Origin of the sequence: Clostridium ganghwense, from assembly GCF_026735165.1 — a bacterium.
Taxonomy (GTDB): Bacteria; Bacillota; Clostridia; order Clostridiales; family Clostridiaceae; genus Clostridium_H; species Clostridium_H ganghwense.
Genome location: NZ_JAPQES010000003.1, coordinates 290,332 through 309,015, shown reverse-complemented (window position 1 = coordinate 309,015; position 18,684 = coordinate 290,332). Strand labels below are relative to the sequence as shown.

General features: G+C 26.7%; 19 protein-coding genes. 16 read left to right on the top strand and 3 right to left on the bottom strand.

Annotation, left to right across the window (positions count from 1 at the left end; genetic code table 11):
• Positions 1–35 precede the first annotated feature (35 nt).
• The 8 genes from OXH55_RS10535 (at position 36) to OXH55_RS10505 (ending at position 7,074) form a co-directional block, all read left to right on the top strand.
• On the top strand, positions 36–2,717 hold the full coding sequence (locus tag OXH55_RS10535; protein WP_268049900.1) for a glycoside hydrolase family 38 N-terminal domain-containing protein: 2,682 nt from the start codon (positions 36–38) through the stop codon (positions 2,715–2,717).
• Positions 2,718–2,734: 17 nt separating this feature from the next.
• Positions 2,735–3,355, top strand: coding sequence for a YczE/YyaS/YitT family protein (locus tag OXH55_RS10530; RefSeq protein ID WP_268049899.1), 621 nt, complete (start codon positions 2,735–2,737; stop codon positions 3,353–3,355).
• A gap of 43 nt (positions 3,356–3,398) precedes the next feature.
• Positions 3,399–4,334 (top strand): type I phosphomannose isomerase catalytic subunit, encoded by a 936-nt coding sequence (locus OXH55_RS10525; RefSeq protein ID WP_268049898.1) that lies wholly within the window; start codon positions 3,399–3,401, stop codon positions 4,332–4,334.
• A gap of 324 nt (positions 4,335–4,658) precedes the next feature.
• On the top strand, positions 4,659–4,745 hold the full coding sequence (locus tag OXH55_RS20215) for a MerR family DNA-binding transcriptional regulator (protein WP_418921838.1): 87 nt from the start codon (positions 4,659–4,661) through the stop codon (positions 4,743–4,745).
• 5 nt (positions 4,746–4,750) lie between these two features.
• Positions 4,751–4,972, top strand: a complete 222-nt coding sequence (locus tag OXH55_RS10520; protein WP_268049897.1) for a hypothetical protein — start codon at positions 4,751–4,753, stop codon at positions 4,970–4,972.
• Between the two features lie 475 nt (positions 4,973–5,447).
• A complete protein-coding gene (locus OXH55_RS10515) occupies positions 5,448–5,894 on the top strand; it encodes a hypothetical protein (RefSeq protein ID WP_268049896.1) in 447 nt (148 codons plus the stop codon).
• Entirely contained in the window at positions 5,891–6,118 is a 228-nt protein-coding gene (locus OXH55_RS10510; RefSeq protein ID WP_268049895.1) for a hypothetical protein, read from the top strand. The genes OXH55_RS10515 and OXH55_RS10510 overlap by 4 nt, the downstream gene beginning before the upstream one ends.
• Positions 6,119–6,261: 143 nt before the next feature.
• Entirely contained in the window at positions 6,262–7,074 is an 813-nt protein-coding gene (locus OXH55_RS10505; RefSeq protein WP_268049894.1) for an FUSC family protein, read from the top strand.
• 291 nt (positions 7,075–7,365) lie between these two features.
• On the opposite strand, the gene OXH55_RS10500 is transcribed toward OXH55_RS10505, so the two are convergent.
• On the bottom strand, positions 7,366–7,836 hold the full coding sequence (locus OXH55_RS10500; protein ID WP_268049893.1) for a GreA/GreB family elongation factor: 471 nt from the start codon (positions 7,834–7,836) through the stop codon (positions 7,366–7,368).
• 283 nt (positions 7,837–8,119) lie between these two features.
• Here OXH55_RS10500 and OXH55_RS10495 point away from each other — a divergent pair, with 283 nt between their 5' ends.
• The 5 genes from OXH55_RS10495 (at position 8,120) to OXH55_RS10475 (ending at position 12,838) form a co-directional block, all read left to right on the top strand.
• Positions 8,120–9,034 (top strand): phosphatidylinositol-specific phospholipase C, encoded by a 915-nt coding sequence (locus OXH55_RS10495; protein WP_268049892.1) that lies wholly within the window; start codon positions 8,120–8,122, stop codon positions 9,032–9,034.
• Positions 9,035–9,206: 172 nt separating this feature from the next.
• Positions 9,207–9,644, top strand: coding sequence for a GatB/YqeY domain-containing protein (locus OXH55_RS10490; RefSeq protein ID WP_268049891.1), 438 nt, complete (start codon positions 9,207–9,209; stop codon positions 9,642–9,644).
• Positions 9,645–9,848: 204 nt separating this feature from the next.
• The gene (locus tag OXH55_RS10485; protein WP_268049890.1) at positions 9,849–10,241 is read left to right on the top strand and encodes a hypothetical protein; all 393 of its coding nucleotides are present in this window, start codon (positions 9,849–9,851) and stop codon (positions 10,239–10,241) included.
• Between the two features lie 18 nt (positions 10,242–10,259).
• On the top strand, positions 10,260–10,973 hold the full coding sequence (locus OXH55_RS10480; RefSeq protein WP_268049889.1) for a hypothetical protein: 714 nt from the start codon (positions 10,260–10,262) through the stop codon (positions 10,971–10,973).
• A gap of 425 nt (positions 10,974–11,398) precedes the next feature.
• Entirely contained in the window at positions 11,399–12,838 is a 1,440-nt protein-coding gene (locus OXH55_RS10475) for a DEAD/DEAH box helicase (RefSeq protein ID WP_268049888.1), read from the top strand.
• 37 nt (positions 12,839–12,875) lie between these two features.
• Here OXH55_RS10475 and OXH55_RS20125 read toward each other — a convergent pair whose 3' ends face one another.
• Positions 12,876–14,687 (bottom strand): CehA/McbA family metallohydrolase, encoded by a 1,812-nt coding sequence (locus OXH55_RS20125; protein ID WP_268049887.1) that lies wholly within the window; start codon positions 14,685–14,687, stop codon positions 12,876–12,878.
• Between the two features lie 168 nt (positions 14,688–14,855).
• Positions 14,856–15,518 (bottom strand): N-acetylmuramoyl-L-alanine amidase family protein, encoded by a 663-nt coding sequence (locus OXH55_RS10465; protein ID WP_268049886.1) that lies wholly within the window; start codon positions 15,516–15,518, stop codon positions 14,856–14,858.
• Between the two features lie 264 nt (positions 15,519–15,782).
• Between OXH55_RS10465 and OXH55_RS10460 the strand changes: the two genes are divergently transcribed.
• The 3 genes from OXH55_RS10460 to OXH55_RS10450 are packed head-to-tail and all read left to right on the top strand — an operon-like array spanning position 15,783 to position 18,656.
• On the top strand, positions 15,783–16,376 hold the full coding sequence (locus tag OXH55_RS10460; RefSeq protein ID WP_268049885.1) for a class I SAM-dependent methyltransferase: 594 nt from the start codon (positions 15,783–15,785) through the stop codon (positions 16,374–16,376).
• A gap of 59 nt (positions 16,377–16,435) precedes the next feature.
• Positions 16,436–17,131: a response regulator transcription factor gene (locus OXH55_RS10455; RefSeq protein WP_268049884.1), complete on the top strand. Its 696-nt coding sequence runs from the start codon at positions 16,436–16,438 to the stop codon at positions 17,129–17,131.
• Positions 17,121–18,656 (top strand): HAMP domain-containing sensor histidine kinase, encoded by a 1,536-nt coding sequence (locus OXH55_RS10450; RefSeq protein ID WP_268049883.1) that lies wholly within the window; start codon positions 17,121–17,123, stop codon positions 18,654–18,656. The genes OXH55_RS10455 and OXH55_RS10450 overlap by 11 nt, the downstream gene beginning before the upstream one ends.
• The last annotated feature ends 28 nt before the right edge of the window (positions 18,657–18,684 follow it).

Genomic DNA, 18,684 nt, shown 5'->3' with positions numbered 1-18,684 from the left:
GAGCATAACCTTCTTGGATACGGAGGGAATTTAGTATGAACACACAGGGTAAAATTTCAATTATGCCACATACTCATTGGGATAGAGAATGGTATTTTACTTCAGCAAAATCATTAATGTTTTCACTTCATAATTTTAAAGAAGCAATGGATTACTTAAAAAAAAATGAGGAGTTTAAATATTTTTTATTAGATGGACAGGTATCTATTATTGATGATTATATAAAGTATTATCCAGAAGATGAGGAGTTAATTAAGGAACTTGTGTCTGCAAAAAGGTTAATTATAGGACCATGGTATACGCAAACGGATCTTCTAGTTATAGGTGGAGAATCAATAGTTAGAAATCTTTATTACGGTATGAGCAGAGCTAAAAAACTTGGAAATGCAATGATGGTAGGATATGTACCAGATTGTTTCGGTCAATCAGCTCAAATGCCACAAATATACAATGCTTTTAATATAAACAAGTGTGCTTTTAGAAGAGGTAAATCAGAGAAGCAAATTGATAAGTCAGAATTTTATTGGGAAGGAGTAGCAAATTCAAAAGTATTTACTCATAACATTATAGATTATGGTAATATGATTAATCCACCTATAAAACAAGAAGAAATAAAAGAGTATTTTAGTAAAAAGATAGAAGAACTAGCTCCTTTTTCAACAAGTAATCATATTTTACTTATGAATGGACAAGACCAAAGACCTATAAGAAAAGATTTATTGGAAATTATAGATAAAGCGAAAAAAGAAGGTATTAATATAGAAATTAACAATCTATATAATACTTTAGATGATTTAGAAGAAGAAGGAATTAAAAATGGTAATATTCCTACATATATAGGGGAATTTACTTTTGGAGAAAAAAGTAGGGTGCATAAATCAATTTTTTCTACAAGAGCTGATTTGAAAATATTAAATAATAAGACAGAAAATAAATTGGTAAATATTATAGAGCCAATGTGTACTATAGCTTATAGTTTAGGGGTTAGATATAATCATAAAGCTATGGAGAAAATGTGGAAATTAATGTTTGAAAATGCTGCACATGATAGTATAGGAATGTGCAACTCTGATACTGTAAATAAAGATATTGAAAGCAGATATAAGAGGGTAAATGACTTAGTAGATAATTTATTTGAAATAGTTGCAAGACTTATTGGACAAGGAATACCAGAAAAGGATATATTTCAGTTCCAAGTATATAACTATCTTCCATACAAGAGAAGTGAGGTTATAAAGGTAACATTGTTTACTCCAGGTATGAATTTTAAAGTAGTTGATTCTAAAGGAAAAGAACAAAAACATCATATTATAAATAGTAAGGATGTTACAGAAAAGATTAATAATGATTCCTTAAAAGAAATAGGAGTAAATGGAGAATATAATCCAAAGTGGGCAAAAGAAAAGATAAAAATATATGAGACTGAAATGTACATATATGTTAAAGATGTAGAATCAATGGGATATAAAACTTTATATTTTGAGAAGTTAAAAGAAATAGTAGAGGGTAATTCCCTTGAAAATGAAAGTTCTATAATAGAGAATGAGGTTATAAAGTTAAAAATATCAAAGGAAGATGGAATAGTTATAACTGATAAAGAAACAGGTAATGAATTTAAAGGCTTCTTTATGGTAGAGGATAGTGGTGATGATGGGGATACCTATGATTATTCACAACCAAGAAAAGATAGATACTACTATTCTAATCACCTAGATATAGTAGATTTGACTATAGAAAGAAATTCTTTAGTTCAGAAGGCTTTTTATGTTATGAAAATGAGAATACCTAAAGATCTTATTTCTAGAGAAAAAGATGTATTAGATAGTGAAATAGATGTAAAAGTTGAATTGACTATTAAAGCTGGAGATAAAAAAGTAGACTTTAATGTATCAATATATAATAAAGCTATTGAACACAGAATGAGAGTTTTATTTAAAACGGAAATAGAGTCTGAAGAATCAATTGCAGACCAACAATTTGGAAGTATTAAGAGACCAACTTATTTAAAAGAAATAGAGATTTGGGAGAAAGAAGGCTGGGTAGAAAAGCCTAGAACTATCGAACCAATGCAAAGCTTTGTAACCTTAAAAAATAAAGAATACGGAGTAGCTATACTTACTGATTGTGTTAGAGAATATCAAATAGTTGGTGAAAAATTAGATACAATAGCAGTTACATTGTTTAGGTCAGTTCCTTATATGGGTAAAGGAAATTTATTAGATAGACCAGGTAGAGCATCAGGTATGGAATGGGAAACTCCAGATGCAAAATTATTGAAAGAAATGAACTTTAATTTCTCAGTATTATTATATAAAGAAGATAAGGAAAATTACTTATCAAAACTTTCTAAGGAAAAATTTACTCCATTGCAAGTCTATCAAGCAGCAGAATTTAAGAATAATTTCCAATATTTTATTTTAAATAGAAGTGAAGATAGGGATAGAAAAGAAAATTATTCCTTATTAGAATTTACAAAAGAAAATTTAGTGCTGAGCGCATTTAAAAAAGTAGAAAATAAGGATGGATATATTCTAAGAGTTTTTAATGGAAATGTTAAAGAGAGTGAGAAGGATGAAATCAGATTAATAGATATTGGAAGTAAAGAGGTTTTTGAAGTATTGTTAGATGAAGTTACAATAAAGAAAAAATTAGAAAGTAAAGAAAATATCTCTATTGATATAGAGGGTAGCGAATTTAAAACATTATATTTTAATTAGAGTGGTGTGTTGTAGTGATGAATATGAGAAAAGTAGTAAAATTAATAGTATTTATATTTGGAATATGTATATTTACATTTGGAGTTAGTATTACATTAAAATCAGATATAGGATCTGGTTCATGGGATGGAATAAATTTTGGATTAAATAAAACTGTAGGAATGAGTGTAGGTTTTTGGATAAATGTTAACTCTTTTATAATATTGCTAATTACAGCTCTTATAAATAAAGAAATTCCTAAGTTTATAAGCTTTATTACAGCGTTTATAATAGGTTCTTTTATGGATTTTTGGCTTTATGTATTGGGGAGTTTTACAGTTAATGATATAGTTATTAGATATGGAGTATTTTTCTTGGGAGTTTTAATAACTTGCTTTGGAATTGGTATATATCTATTGCCTAAATTTCCACCAAATCCAATTGATTATTTAATGGTATCAATAAAGGAAAAGTACAATTTAAAAATAATTCAGGCAAAGATAGGAATAGATATTTTTTGTTTATTAGGAGCCTTTATAGTTGGAGGTCCTATAGGAGTGGGAACTATTTTAAGTACTTTATTAGTTGGGCCTGGTGTTAATCTATTTTATGATTTGTTTTCTGGAGTTTACAATAAACTTGCAATTAGAAAAATATAATCATTAAATGAATTTAAAACTTTTATGTAAAGGAGTTAAAATCATGTATCCAATAAAATTGGAAAACTTATATTATGAAAAAATATGGGGTGGAAGAGACTTAGAAAGTTTTAGAGATAATGTACCAGAAGGTAATATAGGTGAAAGTTGGGATTTAGCATGTCATCCTAATGGTATGAGTATAGTTAAAAATGGTGAATTTAAAGGAAAAAGATTTGATGAGCTTATAAAGCAGTATGGTAAAGATTTATTAGGAGAAGCTTTTATTAAAGAAGAGTTTCCTTTATTAGTAAAATTAATTAATTCAAAAGAAAAACTATCTGTACAAGTTCATCCAAATGATGATTATGCAAAAAGAGTAGAGAATTCTTTAGGTAAAACAGAAGCTTGGTATGTAGTGGATGCAAAACCGGGAGCATCTCTTATAGTTGGAACAAAGAATTGTGATAGAAGTATTTTTGAAAAAGCTATAAAGGAAGGAAAGACAGAAGAGTACCTTAATAAAATAGAGGTAAAAAAGGGTGATTGCTTCCTTATTAATAGTGGACTTGTACATGCTATTTGTGAAGGCGTTATAATTGCAGAAATACAACAAAATAGTGATATAACTTATAGAATATATGACTATGGAAGACCAAGAGAAATACACGTAGAAAAATCGTTAGATGTTATAGGCTTTAATTTAAAAGCTGTAAATGCAAGTGAAAAGAAACTAGAAGACTATAAAGGGTATAAGAAATGTACACTAATTCAAAGTGAATACTTTACTATAGAAAAGTATGTTATTGAAGAAGCGGTAAAAGAAGAAAGTGATAAAAATAGATTTTTTATATTTACTTGCGTAGAGGGAACTGGATTTATAAGAAGCGAAGATGGTAACAATACAGAAATATATAAAGGTGATAGTGTATTAATACCAGCTACTTTAGGTAGGTATTGTATAGAAGGAAAACTAACTTTATTAAAGAGCTATGTTTAGATTTATATAGCGATATAAATTGTATATTTGATACGGTACGGTTTACCTCCACCATTAAAATCCATGACCGCCTGTAGGTAGCTTTAATAGCTGTTTACAAGCGGTTGTGTTTTTGATTAATGTGGGTAGGTTCACCACAATTACTTACAGATTCTTTGATTGCTATAGGTTTTCTTGTATTTTAATTTAGTTGGAGTATAGTGATGAATAAATTTGCTAAATTGGTACAGTTATATGAAAGATAAGGAGTAGGTAGAATAAATTATATAGTAGTGGAAAAAATTTATATAATTATAAAAATATGTTTACGAAGGGGAGTTTTACATGAAAAATACTTATATAATTGGGGAAGTTAGTAGAATGTTAAATATTAGTAAAGATACTTTGAGATATTACGAGCAAGAGCGTTAGACTTTTTGATAAATGATATAACAAAATGGTTAAAGGATACTAATATAAGTAGGTACTATGAACTTTTAGAAAAAGAGGAAAGAGCCATAAACTCTAAAATAAATAGACTTAAAGAAATAAAGTCAAATATCCTTGAACAAAAAAATGGATTAAATGGCATAAAAGATTTTAAAAATAATTATAATACAGAGGAATTAATTATAAATGGTATAAAAAAAAATTCATAAAAATAAATCTAGCTGATATTCTAAAACAAGATAAATTTAAAAAGTTTTTAAGAACTTTAGAATATGGTTTTAAAAAGTAAGAATATTATAGGGTTTATAAAAAAGAAAAAAATAGTATCGATTTAGATGATGATTTTGATTATATTGAACAGTGTGAGAAGAATGAAGATTTCCTTAATTTACTGTATAGTAACGATAAAATAAGTTGTGAAAAGATACAGCTAGAGGGTAATTTTATTTTGGCAATATTCTTAGGAAATAAAGAAGAAATAATAAATTATATTGATATTATAACCAAGGATATAGTTAAAACTTGATATACTTATGAAAATTTTAAGCTATTTTCCCAAACAATACAAAGGAATATATTTTATTGAAATACTAATTAATATATATAATAATATTGACATTAGAGTTACTCCATACTTTATAATTTTTTATAAAATACACTTAATTGATTTTGGAGGAGAACTTTATGAGTAAGAAAAATGCATTTGTTTTTTTGTGTATAGTAATTATAGCATTACTAACATTTATTCCATTTGGAAGCTATGGAATAGGTTTAGGTATAACATCAATAATTTTAGCTTTTGCATTTATAGGAGAGAATTATACAGAAAATAAACTAAAAACAATATTTGGAAATATGGCGATAATACTTATTTTATCCATAATTGGGACATTAGTAGCTAATAATAATATATATATATGTACTCTAGTTACATGTATAGTGGGATTTTTCATATTTTATTTATTTTCATATGAAAACAGGATTTCAATCTCTTTGTTCTCTATGGGATATTATATGTTTATAATATGGAATCCAATACCTATTAGTCAGTTGCCAGTTAGACTATTAATAAATGCATATGGTGTATTCGTTACATTTGGGTTGTATTTTTTAGTATTTAAGGTTAAATGAAAGATAATAATCAATTATACTTAAAATCTAGTATTATATCTGTTTTAAAAGTTTTTAATAAAATATCAGAAGTAAATACTAATTCAGAAATAATAAAATTAAAGTTAGAATTTATGAGTATGTTAAAGAAATTTTATAATAAAGAAGAAGATGAAACTACATTTATTACTTATATTGATAATTTTATTATAGAGAACAAAAAAATCAAAAAAGCAACCATTTAACAATTAGTATAGCTTCAGTACTTAAAGATGGTTTAATAGAAGAAGATTTAAAAGATATACATAAAGAAAAACGAGAAAAAATAAATAAAATAGTTAAATAAAATAGTAGAAGATACAATTTAGGGTATGATTTTAAAATTAGTATGAATTCTTTAAGTTTTAATCTTGCAATTAAGGAAACAATATTACTTGCTATTGTATATTTTTTTATCAACTATTTTAAAATACCTAATGGAATGTGGTTATTAGGAACAATACTTGCAACTTATGCTCCTTTTTCTGAACATAGTATTGAAAAAACTAAAAGAAAAATTATAGGAACTATAGGTGGTTTTTTATTATCAAGTTTAGTATTTTTATGTGTAAATTCAAATATTGTCATAATAATACTTGTACTTATATCCTTATATTTTATAATTTATATTTCAGCTTACGATATAAGAGCAATATTTATAACATTTTCTGCAATTTCAGCTGCTGGAATTTCACAAATTGTTATAAATATATATGTATTAGGTTTTGATAGGGTAGGGTTTATTTTGATTAGCTCTATTTTAGTATATATTGCTATGAAGTGGATATATCCATTTTCATTTAAAAATGCTATTAAAGATTTAATTATTAATTATAAACTATTAAATAATGATATTCTTGATGCTTTAGATATAGAAAAAGGCATTGATTATGATGAAGTATTCAAATTAAATTTAATAAATAAATATCTTTGGAGAAAAGGTAATTACTTAGATAATTATTTACTTGCTTTCACTAAAAATAAACAAATCTCTAGTGATATTGAAGAAAAATTAATTAAAGAAATATTATATATAGAAGGCTCATTAATAGATGACTTAATACATTTTTATATTGGAGATAAAGAAATTCGAGAAAAAGTATTAAGTAATATAAATGAAAAAATAATCAGAATAGATAAATTAAGTTTAGAAATAATATAAAATAATATTACAAAACATCAAAAAATAGGGAAGATTTAACGAAGATTGCCGATCATTATAAATTTTCGTATGAGTATTAATTAAGATTATTAGAGATAGTTGAAATGTAAAATGATTGTCAATAGGTGAAATAATTGTATAATGGATTTCACCAACCATGCTTCGTCTCCACCATACATAGAAAAAATCTTTCTCTATTAACATTTCTACACAATACTTCCTTCACGGTCAATAATACCAGATAATAGATTTAATTTTGAGATATTCCCTTATAAGTTAAAGAAATATGTTTTATAGTAGTTCTAATATTTCTATTGTATATCTTTCTCCTGGAGCATTAACTTCAACTATGTCTCCAACTTTTTTCCCGAATAACGCTTTTCCTAAATCTGATTCTATACTTATACGCATATTTTTAGGGGATGAATCCATAGTAGTTACTAATGATACAATAGCTTCATCCTCATCCTCATCCTCTATAAATTTAATTCTAGCTTTACTATTAATTCCTAATATTGATTTATCAACATTTTTATCATCTATTACAGTTGCTGTTGAAATCATAGTTAATAAATATTGAATTCTATTATCATTTTCTCTATAGTTTCTACAAGCCTCTTTATATTCTGCATTTTCTGATCTATCGCCATGTGCAGCAGCCTCTAATTTTTCTTTTGCTATTTCCGCTCTTTTCACAGTCATTCTATAGTCTAATTCTTCTCTTAATTTTTTTATGTTTTCTTCTGTCAATGTATTATTCATAAAAAACCGAAGCCTCCCTTAAATATATTATGTTAATATTATATAATATCTAGAAAAAAATAAAAGATGCTTTACTCATATTAAGCTAAGCGATTTTTTTTATATTAATACATATGGTAAAAATTGTCACTATTAAAATGAAAAAAAATATATGGAAACGAATTATATATAGCTTTATAATTTAGCTTAAGACATTAGAGTAAGCTTTAATGATAGATCTGCGTAAATATTTAAGAAGGTAGATTCTAGAAAAAAGAATAATAATTTTAAAAGGGGGGCTTTTATGTTAAAAAAATTTTATTCTTTACTATTGTTAGGAGTTGTTATGAGTTTAGTATTATTTTCTCAAAAGGCTAGTGCTTACAATACTTCAGAGTGGATGAAATCCATAGATGATAATAAAAGGCTTTCTGAAATATCAATTCCAGGAAGTCATGATTCTGGTGCCAATCATGAACATGTTATAAATACAGCTAAATGTCAAGATCTAAAGATAGCAGAACAGTTAGAGAGTGGTGTACGTTATTTAGATATTAGGTGTCGTCATTTTTATGATACATTCGAAATACATCATGGAAGTATACATCAACATATTAACTTTGATGATGTCTTAAATGCATGCATACCTTTTTTAAATAATAACCCAAGTGAAACTATTATAATGTGTATAAAACCAGAGCATACATCAGTAGGAAATACACGTACATTTGAAGAAACATTTGATTATTATAGGGCTAAAAATCCAGATAAATGGCTTTTGACTGATACTATTCCTACTTTAGGTCAATCAAGAGGTAAAATAGTTCTTATGAGAAGATTTGATGCAGTAAATTTACCAAAAGGTATTGATCTAACAAAGTGGCAAGATAATACTACTTTTACCATAGAAAATAATGCAAAAATAAAAATTCAAGATCAATATAAAGTTCCTGATAATGATGAAAAATGGTCTAAAATTGAAGATATGTACAATGAAGCTAACCAAAACAGTGGAGATTGGTGGTATATTAATTACTGCAGTGGATATAGACCATTAGCGTTTGGTATACCAGATATATATGGTGTTGCAAAAGAGATAAATTCTAATATGGAAAAATTCTTTGCTACAAATACTTCTGGAAAATTTGGTATTACGGTTATGGATTTTGCTACTGAAAAAAGAGTTAAGCCAATTATCCAAACTAATGATTTAAAGTAGTATAATATGAGGTATATTAAAGAGTTAGTTAGAGTGGAAGAAAGTTACTTTGACTGACTTTTTTTATATAGAAATTTGATTTTATATGGAATATTGGTATAATTTTAATATACAAATTATTCTAGAGAAAAGAGGTGAATAGTTAGCAGGCAAAGTCTACTAACTATATATTATGTTAAAAGAATTGATAAAAAAAGATGAAATAGCAGCAATGAAAGCAAGAGATAAGGCTAAGGTAAGTGTTTTAAGATTAGTAAGTGCTGGTATTAAAGCATTCGAAGTTAATGAAAGAGAAACTATTTCTGATGAAGGTGTTATAAAAATAATAGAAAAGAATATAAAACAAACAAGAGAAGCTTTAGAATATGCTAAGCAGGCAAATAATGAAGAAAAAATAGCTGAAGGAAATTTTACTCTTGAAGTTTTAACTCCATACCTTCCAGAACAATTAAGTGAAGAAGAAGTAATGGGCATGTTAAAAGAAATTATAGCTAGTGGAAATTATACAGCATCAGATATGGGGAAAATAATGAAAGAAATTATGCCAAAAGTTAGTGGGAAATTTGATAGATCAAAAATTAATCCTATGGTAAAAAGTTTACTTGGCTAATATAAAGACCAGCAGAAATGCTGGTCTTATTTAATTTTCATAAAAATAAAATTATCATCAATTTTAGAAAAAAGTAACTGTATTCACACATATTTTAATAAAAATTGCAAATGCTTATAATAAGTAAGAATAATATGGAAAGACTTCATCAATATAATAGTATTAAATAATTCAGCTTATGTTAAAGGAAAGGTTGGTTAACGTATGGAAGAAAACTTTTCTAAAACTTTAATAGGGTATAATCCACAAGAAGTAAATCAAAAATTGAATCAAATAGAAAGAGAAATAAACGAAGTTTTACTAGAATACAAAAAAAGAGAAAAAAATTTAACTAAAGAAAACGTAAAGCTAAAAAAAGACATAAATGAAGTATATGAAAAAATGAAGAGTTATAAAGACTTACGTAAAGAATTAGAAAAGGTATTATATAATTTACATATTGAAGCTGTAACTGAAATATACAATTCAGAAATAGAATTAGAGAAGATGATTAAAGATAAGAATGAAATTATAAAAAAATTGGAAGACAAAAATGAACAAATAAATTTAGCTATAAATACTCTCATATTAAATATTAATAACATTATGGAAAATTAATATTTGGAGGTAAAGACTATGCCTGAAAATACAATGAATTTTCGAGTTAGTTTACTTGGTCTTAATAGAACGGAAGTTGAAGAGTATATAGAGGATATATATGATGAAAAAGAAGTAAAATTAAAGAATATCAAACACAAAATTAATGAGTTAGAGAGTGAAAATAAAACATTAGAAGAAGAATTACATGCATTAAATAAAGAAATGGAATTAGAAATGAAATCAGAAGAGTTTATGACTTATGCAATAAAAAAAGCTGATGAATGGACACAATTAATAAAGGCTATGGCTAAAGAAAAGGCAGTGCAAATGGAAATTTGTAGATCAAGTCAAGAAGAAATTATAAATAATAAAATTATAGAATGTGGTGAAATAATAAAAAACTCTAAAGAGAATCTAAACGAATTGTTGTCTAAAGAAATAAAGAAGAATACTGAATTAATACAAGATATAAGTAAATTTATAGATGAAAAAAATAAGTGTATTAATAACATAAAAGAGGAAAACAAGTGTAAGGCTATAAATCTTGAGAATATAAAAATTCAAGATGATGAAATCAGTAGAGGAAAAATAGAAATTAGTGAGGAAGAGTTAACTAAAAATAATATAAAAAAAAAAGAAGAACGAAAAAAAGACTTCATTAAAAACTTCATTAACGAAAAATTTGATGATAAGGATTTTGTGAAAGAAGAAGAGCTTAAAGAAGTTAGAAGGATTTTTTCTAATAAATAGGCTATGTTTTAAGAAATTATTGATTTCGTATAATATCGAAGACAATTCTAAATTTAGTATAACTAATGCAGCTAAAATTTCCTAACTCGCATAGCTCAAACAAGGAAATTTCTTAACGCTTCATGAGCTAAACTAAATAAGAATTGTAACTTCTCATTATAATGAACTCAACAATTTAAAACACAGCCTTAAGCTACTAATGGAAGTTTTAAAAGAATGTAAAAATCGACATTCTTTTAAAACAGAGCCAATAAATAAAAAGTATTGGAAGATGTATTAGATTATAAATTATCTCTATCATTGAAATCAAAATATCATATTAAGAAATATGCTTAATGTGGTATTTTGATTTTATTAATGCTAAAATAAGAAATAGATTCGACAAAATAGACTATTTATATAGTAATATACGAGGTTAAAAGATTATGGATAAGTTAAATTTTAAGTACTTGGGTTTAAGTGAAGAAATGTTGAAAGCACTAGAAAAATTAGGGTATGAAAGACCATCAGAGGTTCAACAGAGAGTTATTCCTTTTGTTCTTGAAGATAAAGACATCATAGTAAAATCACAAACAGGTAGTGGAAAAACTGCAGCGTTTGCCATTCCAATTTGTGAAAAAATAGAATTAGAGAAAAGAAAACCACAGGTATTAGTTCTTACTCCAACTAGAGAGTTAGCTGTACAGGTAAAAGAGGATATTTCTAATATAGGAAGATTTAAAAGAATAAGATGTGCTGCTATTTTTGGTAAACAACCTATGAAAGTTCAAATGGTGGAGTTAAAACAAAGAGTTCATGTTATTGTTGGTACACCAGGAAGAACATTAGATCATATTGAAAGAGGAAATATAGATTTAGAAGAGGTAAAATATCTAATTATAGATGAGGCTGACGAAATGCTGAATATGGGATTTATTGCTCAAGTTGAAGCGATTATAAACAAGTTACCTAATAACAGAGTAACTATGTTATTTTCAGCAACTATGGAAGATAAAATTCAAGCATTATGTGATAAACACATGATCAATCCTAAGAATATAGAAATTAACTCTAAAAGTGTTACTACAAATAAAATTGAACAATTCTATTATGAAATTGAAGAAAATAAAAAGTTTGATCTTATAAATAAAATAATCTATACTGAAAGACCAGATAGCTGTATTTTATTTTGCAATACAAAAGAGAAGGTTGGTAATTTAGTAGGAAAGATGAAGGATAAAGGATACTGCTGCAGCGGATTGCATGGAGGAATGGATCAAAAGGATCGATTAGATACAATGCAAAGATTTAAAAGAGGAGAATTTCCTTTTCTAATTGCTACAGATGTAGCAGCTAGAGGAATCCATATAGAAGATATAACACATGTTGTAAATTATGATATGCCTATGGAAAAAGACAGTTACGTTCATCGAATTGGAAGAACTGGTCGAGCTGGTAAGCAAGGTACTGCAATTACTTTTGTGTGTCCTTATCAAGTAAGATTTTTAACTGGTATTGAAGAATATGCAGGTTGTAATATATCAAAGAAGGAAATTCCATCACAAGAAGAAGTTGAACAGGGAAAGAAGATTTTTAAAAAGAAAATTAACCATAAACCCAAAAAAGACAAGAGTTCAGAACTGAATAAAGAAATTACAAAGATATATATTGGTGCAGGGAAAAAGAAAAAAATAAGAGCAGGAGATATTGTTGGAGCAATCAATAGTATTGAAGGGGTTAGTTCAGATGATATTGGCATTATAGACATACAAGATAATTTTTCCTATGTTGATGTACTTGGAAAAAAAGGAGAACTTGTACTAAAGGCATTTAAAGATAAAACTATAAAAGGAAAAAAAGTTAAAGTGCAAAAAGCAATGAAATAATAAGACAAATTGAATTTAGACCAGTAGAAATACTGGTCTAAGATGTTTGTACAAAAATAGGAGAAGATATTCCTTGTTTATCATTTGAATGTATTACTTTAACTACATACCAAGAAGAATCCTCAGTAATTGTGAATGACAAATCCCATTCTGCTGTATTAGTTTTTGAAAACATCTTTTCGTTAAGTATATTTCCTCCGTTTGATATAATCTGAATTTTTGTTATAGGATTTGATTTATCTTCTGCAGCGATTTGTAAATTCAGTTTATCCCCTTTATTTAAATCAAGTATACTTCCCATCCAATGATCATTGCCTTTTACAGTAAGTTTAAGAGTTCGTGTTTCTGTTGAATAAACTCTTCTTAATTTCATTGCATTTATAAATGAATCTATATCTAGTTTATCAGAAATAACAACTGTTAAATTATCAGCATCACCCCAAGTTTCGCTGTGATTATCCTGACCATTTATTGCACCAACATGCCATCCATTATCCAAAGCTTTGAAGTAGTATTCTTCAGAACGTCTATATTCACGTGGAGGTGAACCATTTCCTACTTCTATTAAGTTTATAAACTCATCAAATTCAATTAAATAAGGTAAGTTTTTACATGAACGACTTGGATGATTAATAGAAAGCACTATATTATCTTTATTGTGCAACCAGTCGTATAATTTTTCAGTTTTTTTACGAGTTTTTTTACCAATAACATCTTTTGCATTAATAACGTTGCAGTGATGCCAAAGTGCTGTTTTGGTTTCAAATCCTATTAATGCAAGAAAGTCATTATGTTTTTGGTTAATCACATCTGCTTCAATTTTTAGCATTTCATAATTAGGAACTTCTTTATTAAGTTTGGAACGGACTAAACTACCTGAATGATCGGTTATAATTAGGAAATCAAGATTATCATTTTTTGCATGCATATATGCTTCAGTAGGTGTTCCTTTACCATCAGAATAAGAAGTGTGGGCATGAGGTACTCCATAATAAAAATTATATTTAATATCTTTGTTTTCTATCAAGAAATACCATTCAAATTTATGAATATTATTATCTGCATCATAAATAGTCATTTTAATATAATGCTTACCATAAGATAAATTTTTGCTAGGAGTATAGTTTATAGTATTTTCATGAATTACTGGCACTACTTCTTTATCATCTACATATAACTTCGAGGTAGATAAATTTAAAAAACTTTTTCCTTGTTTTAAAAAAGCACATATTTTGGGAGTTCTATTAAATGTTGAAGACATATTTCCAGGTATAAACTTAAATGATATTGGAGAATGAATTTTAACTATATCTTCTGGACTTTTTATATATAGTTGATGGTTATCGTTTATATAAACAATAGCTGTAATATCAACCCAATCTCCATTAATGATATTAGGTAAATTTAAGTTATTGCATATATATAATTTATTTCCCTTATTATCTACTATCCTAAGAGGTATTGGCAAATTAAGATTTTCAATTTTAACATTTTTTATTTTTATAAGTTTAGATGCATAATTATTTTGTGTTTCATTAATAATATCTTGTATTGTTGTATTGAGAGGGGGTGGAAGAGCATTTCCTGATGATATTTTTTTAACTTTATATTTTTTTATTCTAACTAATCCTTTATATATTTTTATCTTACCTTTTACCTCTATCAAATCTCCTTCATCAAAAGTATCTCCATAAACTTTTTTATACAAATTGATTCCAGCTGTATTATCTTGTATGAATACTTCGTCTTTGTTACAAGTAACAATTCCTTGTACTTTAACCTTTGTGCGTTTGAGTTGATTTCTTGCTTCGGCTATAGTAATCACATTATTTGAATTATGTTTACTCACTTTATATCCCTTCTTGTTCAGAATTATAGATAAACCCATATTTAGGTTTGATTTATTAGTGGGCTTAGTACATAATATATTCGTGTTTACATGATGGTTACAATATGTTTATGTAAATTTATCCCCCATATGTATTAACATATGAGGGATATTGAAATAAGAAATTATTTAACTTTTATAGTTTTTGAAATTAAGTATTCCTCTAGCTATAGCTTGGGCACATTTCTCTTGAGCTTTATTAGTAATTAAAAATTTAGTATCTTTTGAGTTGCTTAAGAAACCTAGTTCAACTAATGCAGAAACTGCTTTAGTATGTCTTAAAACATATAATCCTCCATTTTTTTCATATTTCAATCCTCTATTATGTGAATATTTCAAGTTAACTAATTCATTTTGTATGTTTTTAGCTAGATTTTCTTCAGGGGTTTCAGAGAATCTACACCAGGTTTCTGGACCTCTTGTTATAGAAGAAAATTCATCATAATTACAATGTATAGATATAAATAAATCTGCTTTAGCTTTATTGGATATGTAACATCTCTCTTTAAGAGAAGATTTTTGATTAGAAGGCCATGGCACTTTATCATTAGTTCGAGTGTATACTACTTTAATATTGTTTTTTTCTAAAATCTTACCAAGTTTAAGTGCAACCTTTAAGTTAATATCTTTTTCTAAGATACTAGTAGGACTTTTAGTACCATTATCATATCCACCATGTCCAGCATCTATACAAACTGTAAATTGATCATTATGAGTACAATTTGTTAGCATAAATATAGCTGTAACTGATATTATTAAAGATAATATTAGTCCAGATAAATTTCTTTTCATTTTATGCACATCCTCAAAATTAATTTTTGTATTTAAAAGCATATCTACTTTGATATATCTTCATCTTTAAGTAAATACTTGGTGTTAAAATTATATTATTGGGTTGTTTCAAAATTGTTGTTTACTTGTATCTAAGTTGTAAATTTTAATATTTAAGAATTTCTTAAGAATTTAGAAGGGGTTTTGTTAAGATATTTTTGTTATAATATTACAATAAGAAGTAAAAATTATTGATTATTAATAAAAAATAAGGAGAGATTATAGATGCAAGCTATTTCTTTTTTAAAAAACTATATAAAATATCCTAAAATGATTGGAGCTGTTTGCCCAAGTTCAAAATATCTTGCTAAAAAAATGGTAGCAAATGTTGATTTTAAAAATGCAAAATGTATTGTGGAATATGGGCCAGGAACAGGAGTATTTACAAATGAGCTAATAAAGAGAAAGAAAGAAGATACTGTTTTATTAGTCTTAGAATTAAATGAGGAGTTATTTAATTCTTTACAAAAGAAATATGAAAAAACTAAAAATGTATACATTATCAATGATTCTGCAGAAAAGGTAGGGGAATATGTAGAACAACATGGATTTAAAAATGCAGATTACATAGTATCAGGATTACCTTTTGCAGCTTTCCCAGAGCAGTTAACAAAAAATATCTTAGATAATACTTTGAAAACTTTAAATAAAGATGGAAAGTTTATTACTTTTCAGTATACTTTGTTAAAGAGAAAGCTAATTAACCAATTTTTTAGTGATATTAAAATAACTTTTGAAATTAAAAATATTCCTCCAGCTTTTGTATTCTCGTGTGCTAAGAGTGAATTAGACCTTAAAAATTACAAAGAAGCAATTTAAGATTTTATATTTCCTATTATACAAAATAGCAAGTTGATGTTAGGAGAATGTGAAACTATATGGAAAAAGAGAGTATTCTTGTTGTTGACGATGAAAAAGAAATTAGAGAATTGATTAAGATATATTTGGAGAATGAAGGGTATAATGTTATCTTAGCTGAAGATGGAGAAGCAGCATTAGAGGTTCTTGAAAATGATGAAGTTCATCTGATTGTATTGGATATAATGATGCCCAAAATGGATGGAATAGAAGCTTGTCTAAAAATTAGAAAAAACAGAAATATGCCTATCATTATGCTTTCAGCTAAAAGTGAAGATATGGATAAGATTATGGGCCTTACAACAGGAGCAGATGATTATGTCACAAAGCCTTTTAACCCATTAGAGCTAGTTGCTAGAATAAAATCACAGCTTAGAAGATATTTTAAATTAAACACCTCAAAACCTGTCAATAATTCTATTATAGAAATAGATGATTTACTCATAAATGTTGATACCCATGAAGTTAAAGTAGAAGGAAAAAATATTAAACTTACACCTACGGAATTTGATATATTAAAACTTTTAGCAATAAATAAAGGTGTTGTATTTAGCATAGAGAAAATTTATGAGAAGGTATGGAAGGTAGATTTTTTTGATTCTGATAATACAGTTATGGTTCACATTAGAAAGATAAGAGAAAAGATAGAAAAGAATCCGAGAAAGCCAGAATATATTAAGACAGTATGGGGAGTGGGATATAAGGTTGACGGTTAAAGAAAAACTATTGAATTTTAAAAGAAAGATTTTAGAAATAAAATTTATTAAATGGAGTTGTGATTCAATCAATTTACTTATAGATAAGATGAAAAAAGATATTAGAATCGAGCTTATTTTAACCTGTACAATCTGTGCTTTGGCAGCATTTGGAGTTTATTCGGTTAGTGGCAGGTATATGGCGAGTAGAGAGATATCAATAGATTATAGCTACAGTATAAATATGATGTTACACAAAGCTGAAAATGCAGCGGCTGAAATTAATAAGAATCAGAACAAAATTAAAAATAATGAAAGCATAAAAGAGATATTGAAACAAAATGACATAGATGACAGATATAACTGTATGGTTGTAGATTTAGATGGAAAAGTTATATATAAGTCAGATAATGTGGATGAAGTTCAGATAGATATATACACTACAATGAAGAACATTATGGAATTAAAAAATAAAAGCTTTGAGAGGCATGGAGATTTTGATGAATTAGGCAATAAAGAATATGTATGTCTCTATCCAATAAAAGTTAATAATAATAAAGTTTATTTTATAGTAAAAGGTGTACCAGAAGGAGAAATAGAATATAATACTGTATTAAAAGATGAAGAGTTTGCAGCAGTAGTTATTTTAGGAGTTTTGATATTTATTTTATTGTTTTTGTTGATAACTAAAAGAAAAGTTAACTATATACAGCAGATTAATAATGGAGTTAAACAAATGTCAAATGGAAATTTACATTATACAATAGCTGAAAAGGGAAAAGATGAACTTTCACAGCTTGCGGTTAATATAAATTATATGGCAAAAGAATTAGAATATAGGCTAAAGAAAGAAAGAGAAATAGAAAAGGTTAAAAATGATCTCATTACTAATGTATCTCATGATTTAAGAACACCTTTAACTTCAATAATGGGATACTTAGGACTTATAAAAGAAAAGCGATATAATGATGAGAAACAGTTAAATGAATATACCAATATTGCATTCAACAAATCTGAAAAATTAAAAATATTAATAGATGATTTGTTTGAATATACTAAAGCAGCAAATAAAGGTATGAAATTAAATAAAAGAGAAATTATATTGAATGAACTTTTAGCTCAATTAGTAGAAGAATTTGTTCCTGTATTTGAAGAAAATGAGTTGGAAATAGAAAAAGAATTTTCAGAAGAAAAATTTAGTGTTCAATTAGATCCAGATAAAATAGTAAGAGTATTTGAAAATTTAATTATGAACGCTGTAAAGTATAGTTTTAAACCTGGAAAGGTTAAAATAAGTATTTATAAAAAAGAAGATAATATAATAGTAGGTATTAAAAATAAAAGTAAGAATATACCGAAAGAAGAACTTCAGTATTTATTTGAAAGATTTTATAAAGTGGATAAATCAAGGGCATCAGAAAGTGGTGGAAGTGGTCTTGGACTTGCTATTTCTAAGAGTATTGTTGAAATGCATGGAGGCAAGATTTGGACTCAGTGTGAAGGGGAGGACATTTGCTTTTTTGTAAGTTTTTCTGATAATGTATAAGAAAGTGGAGATTATTGACAAGACCCTA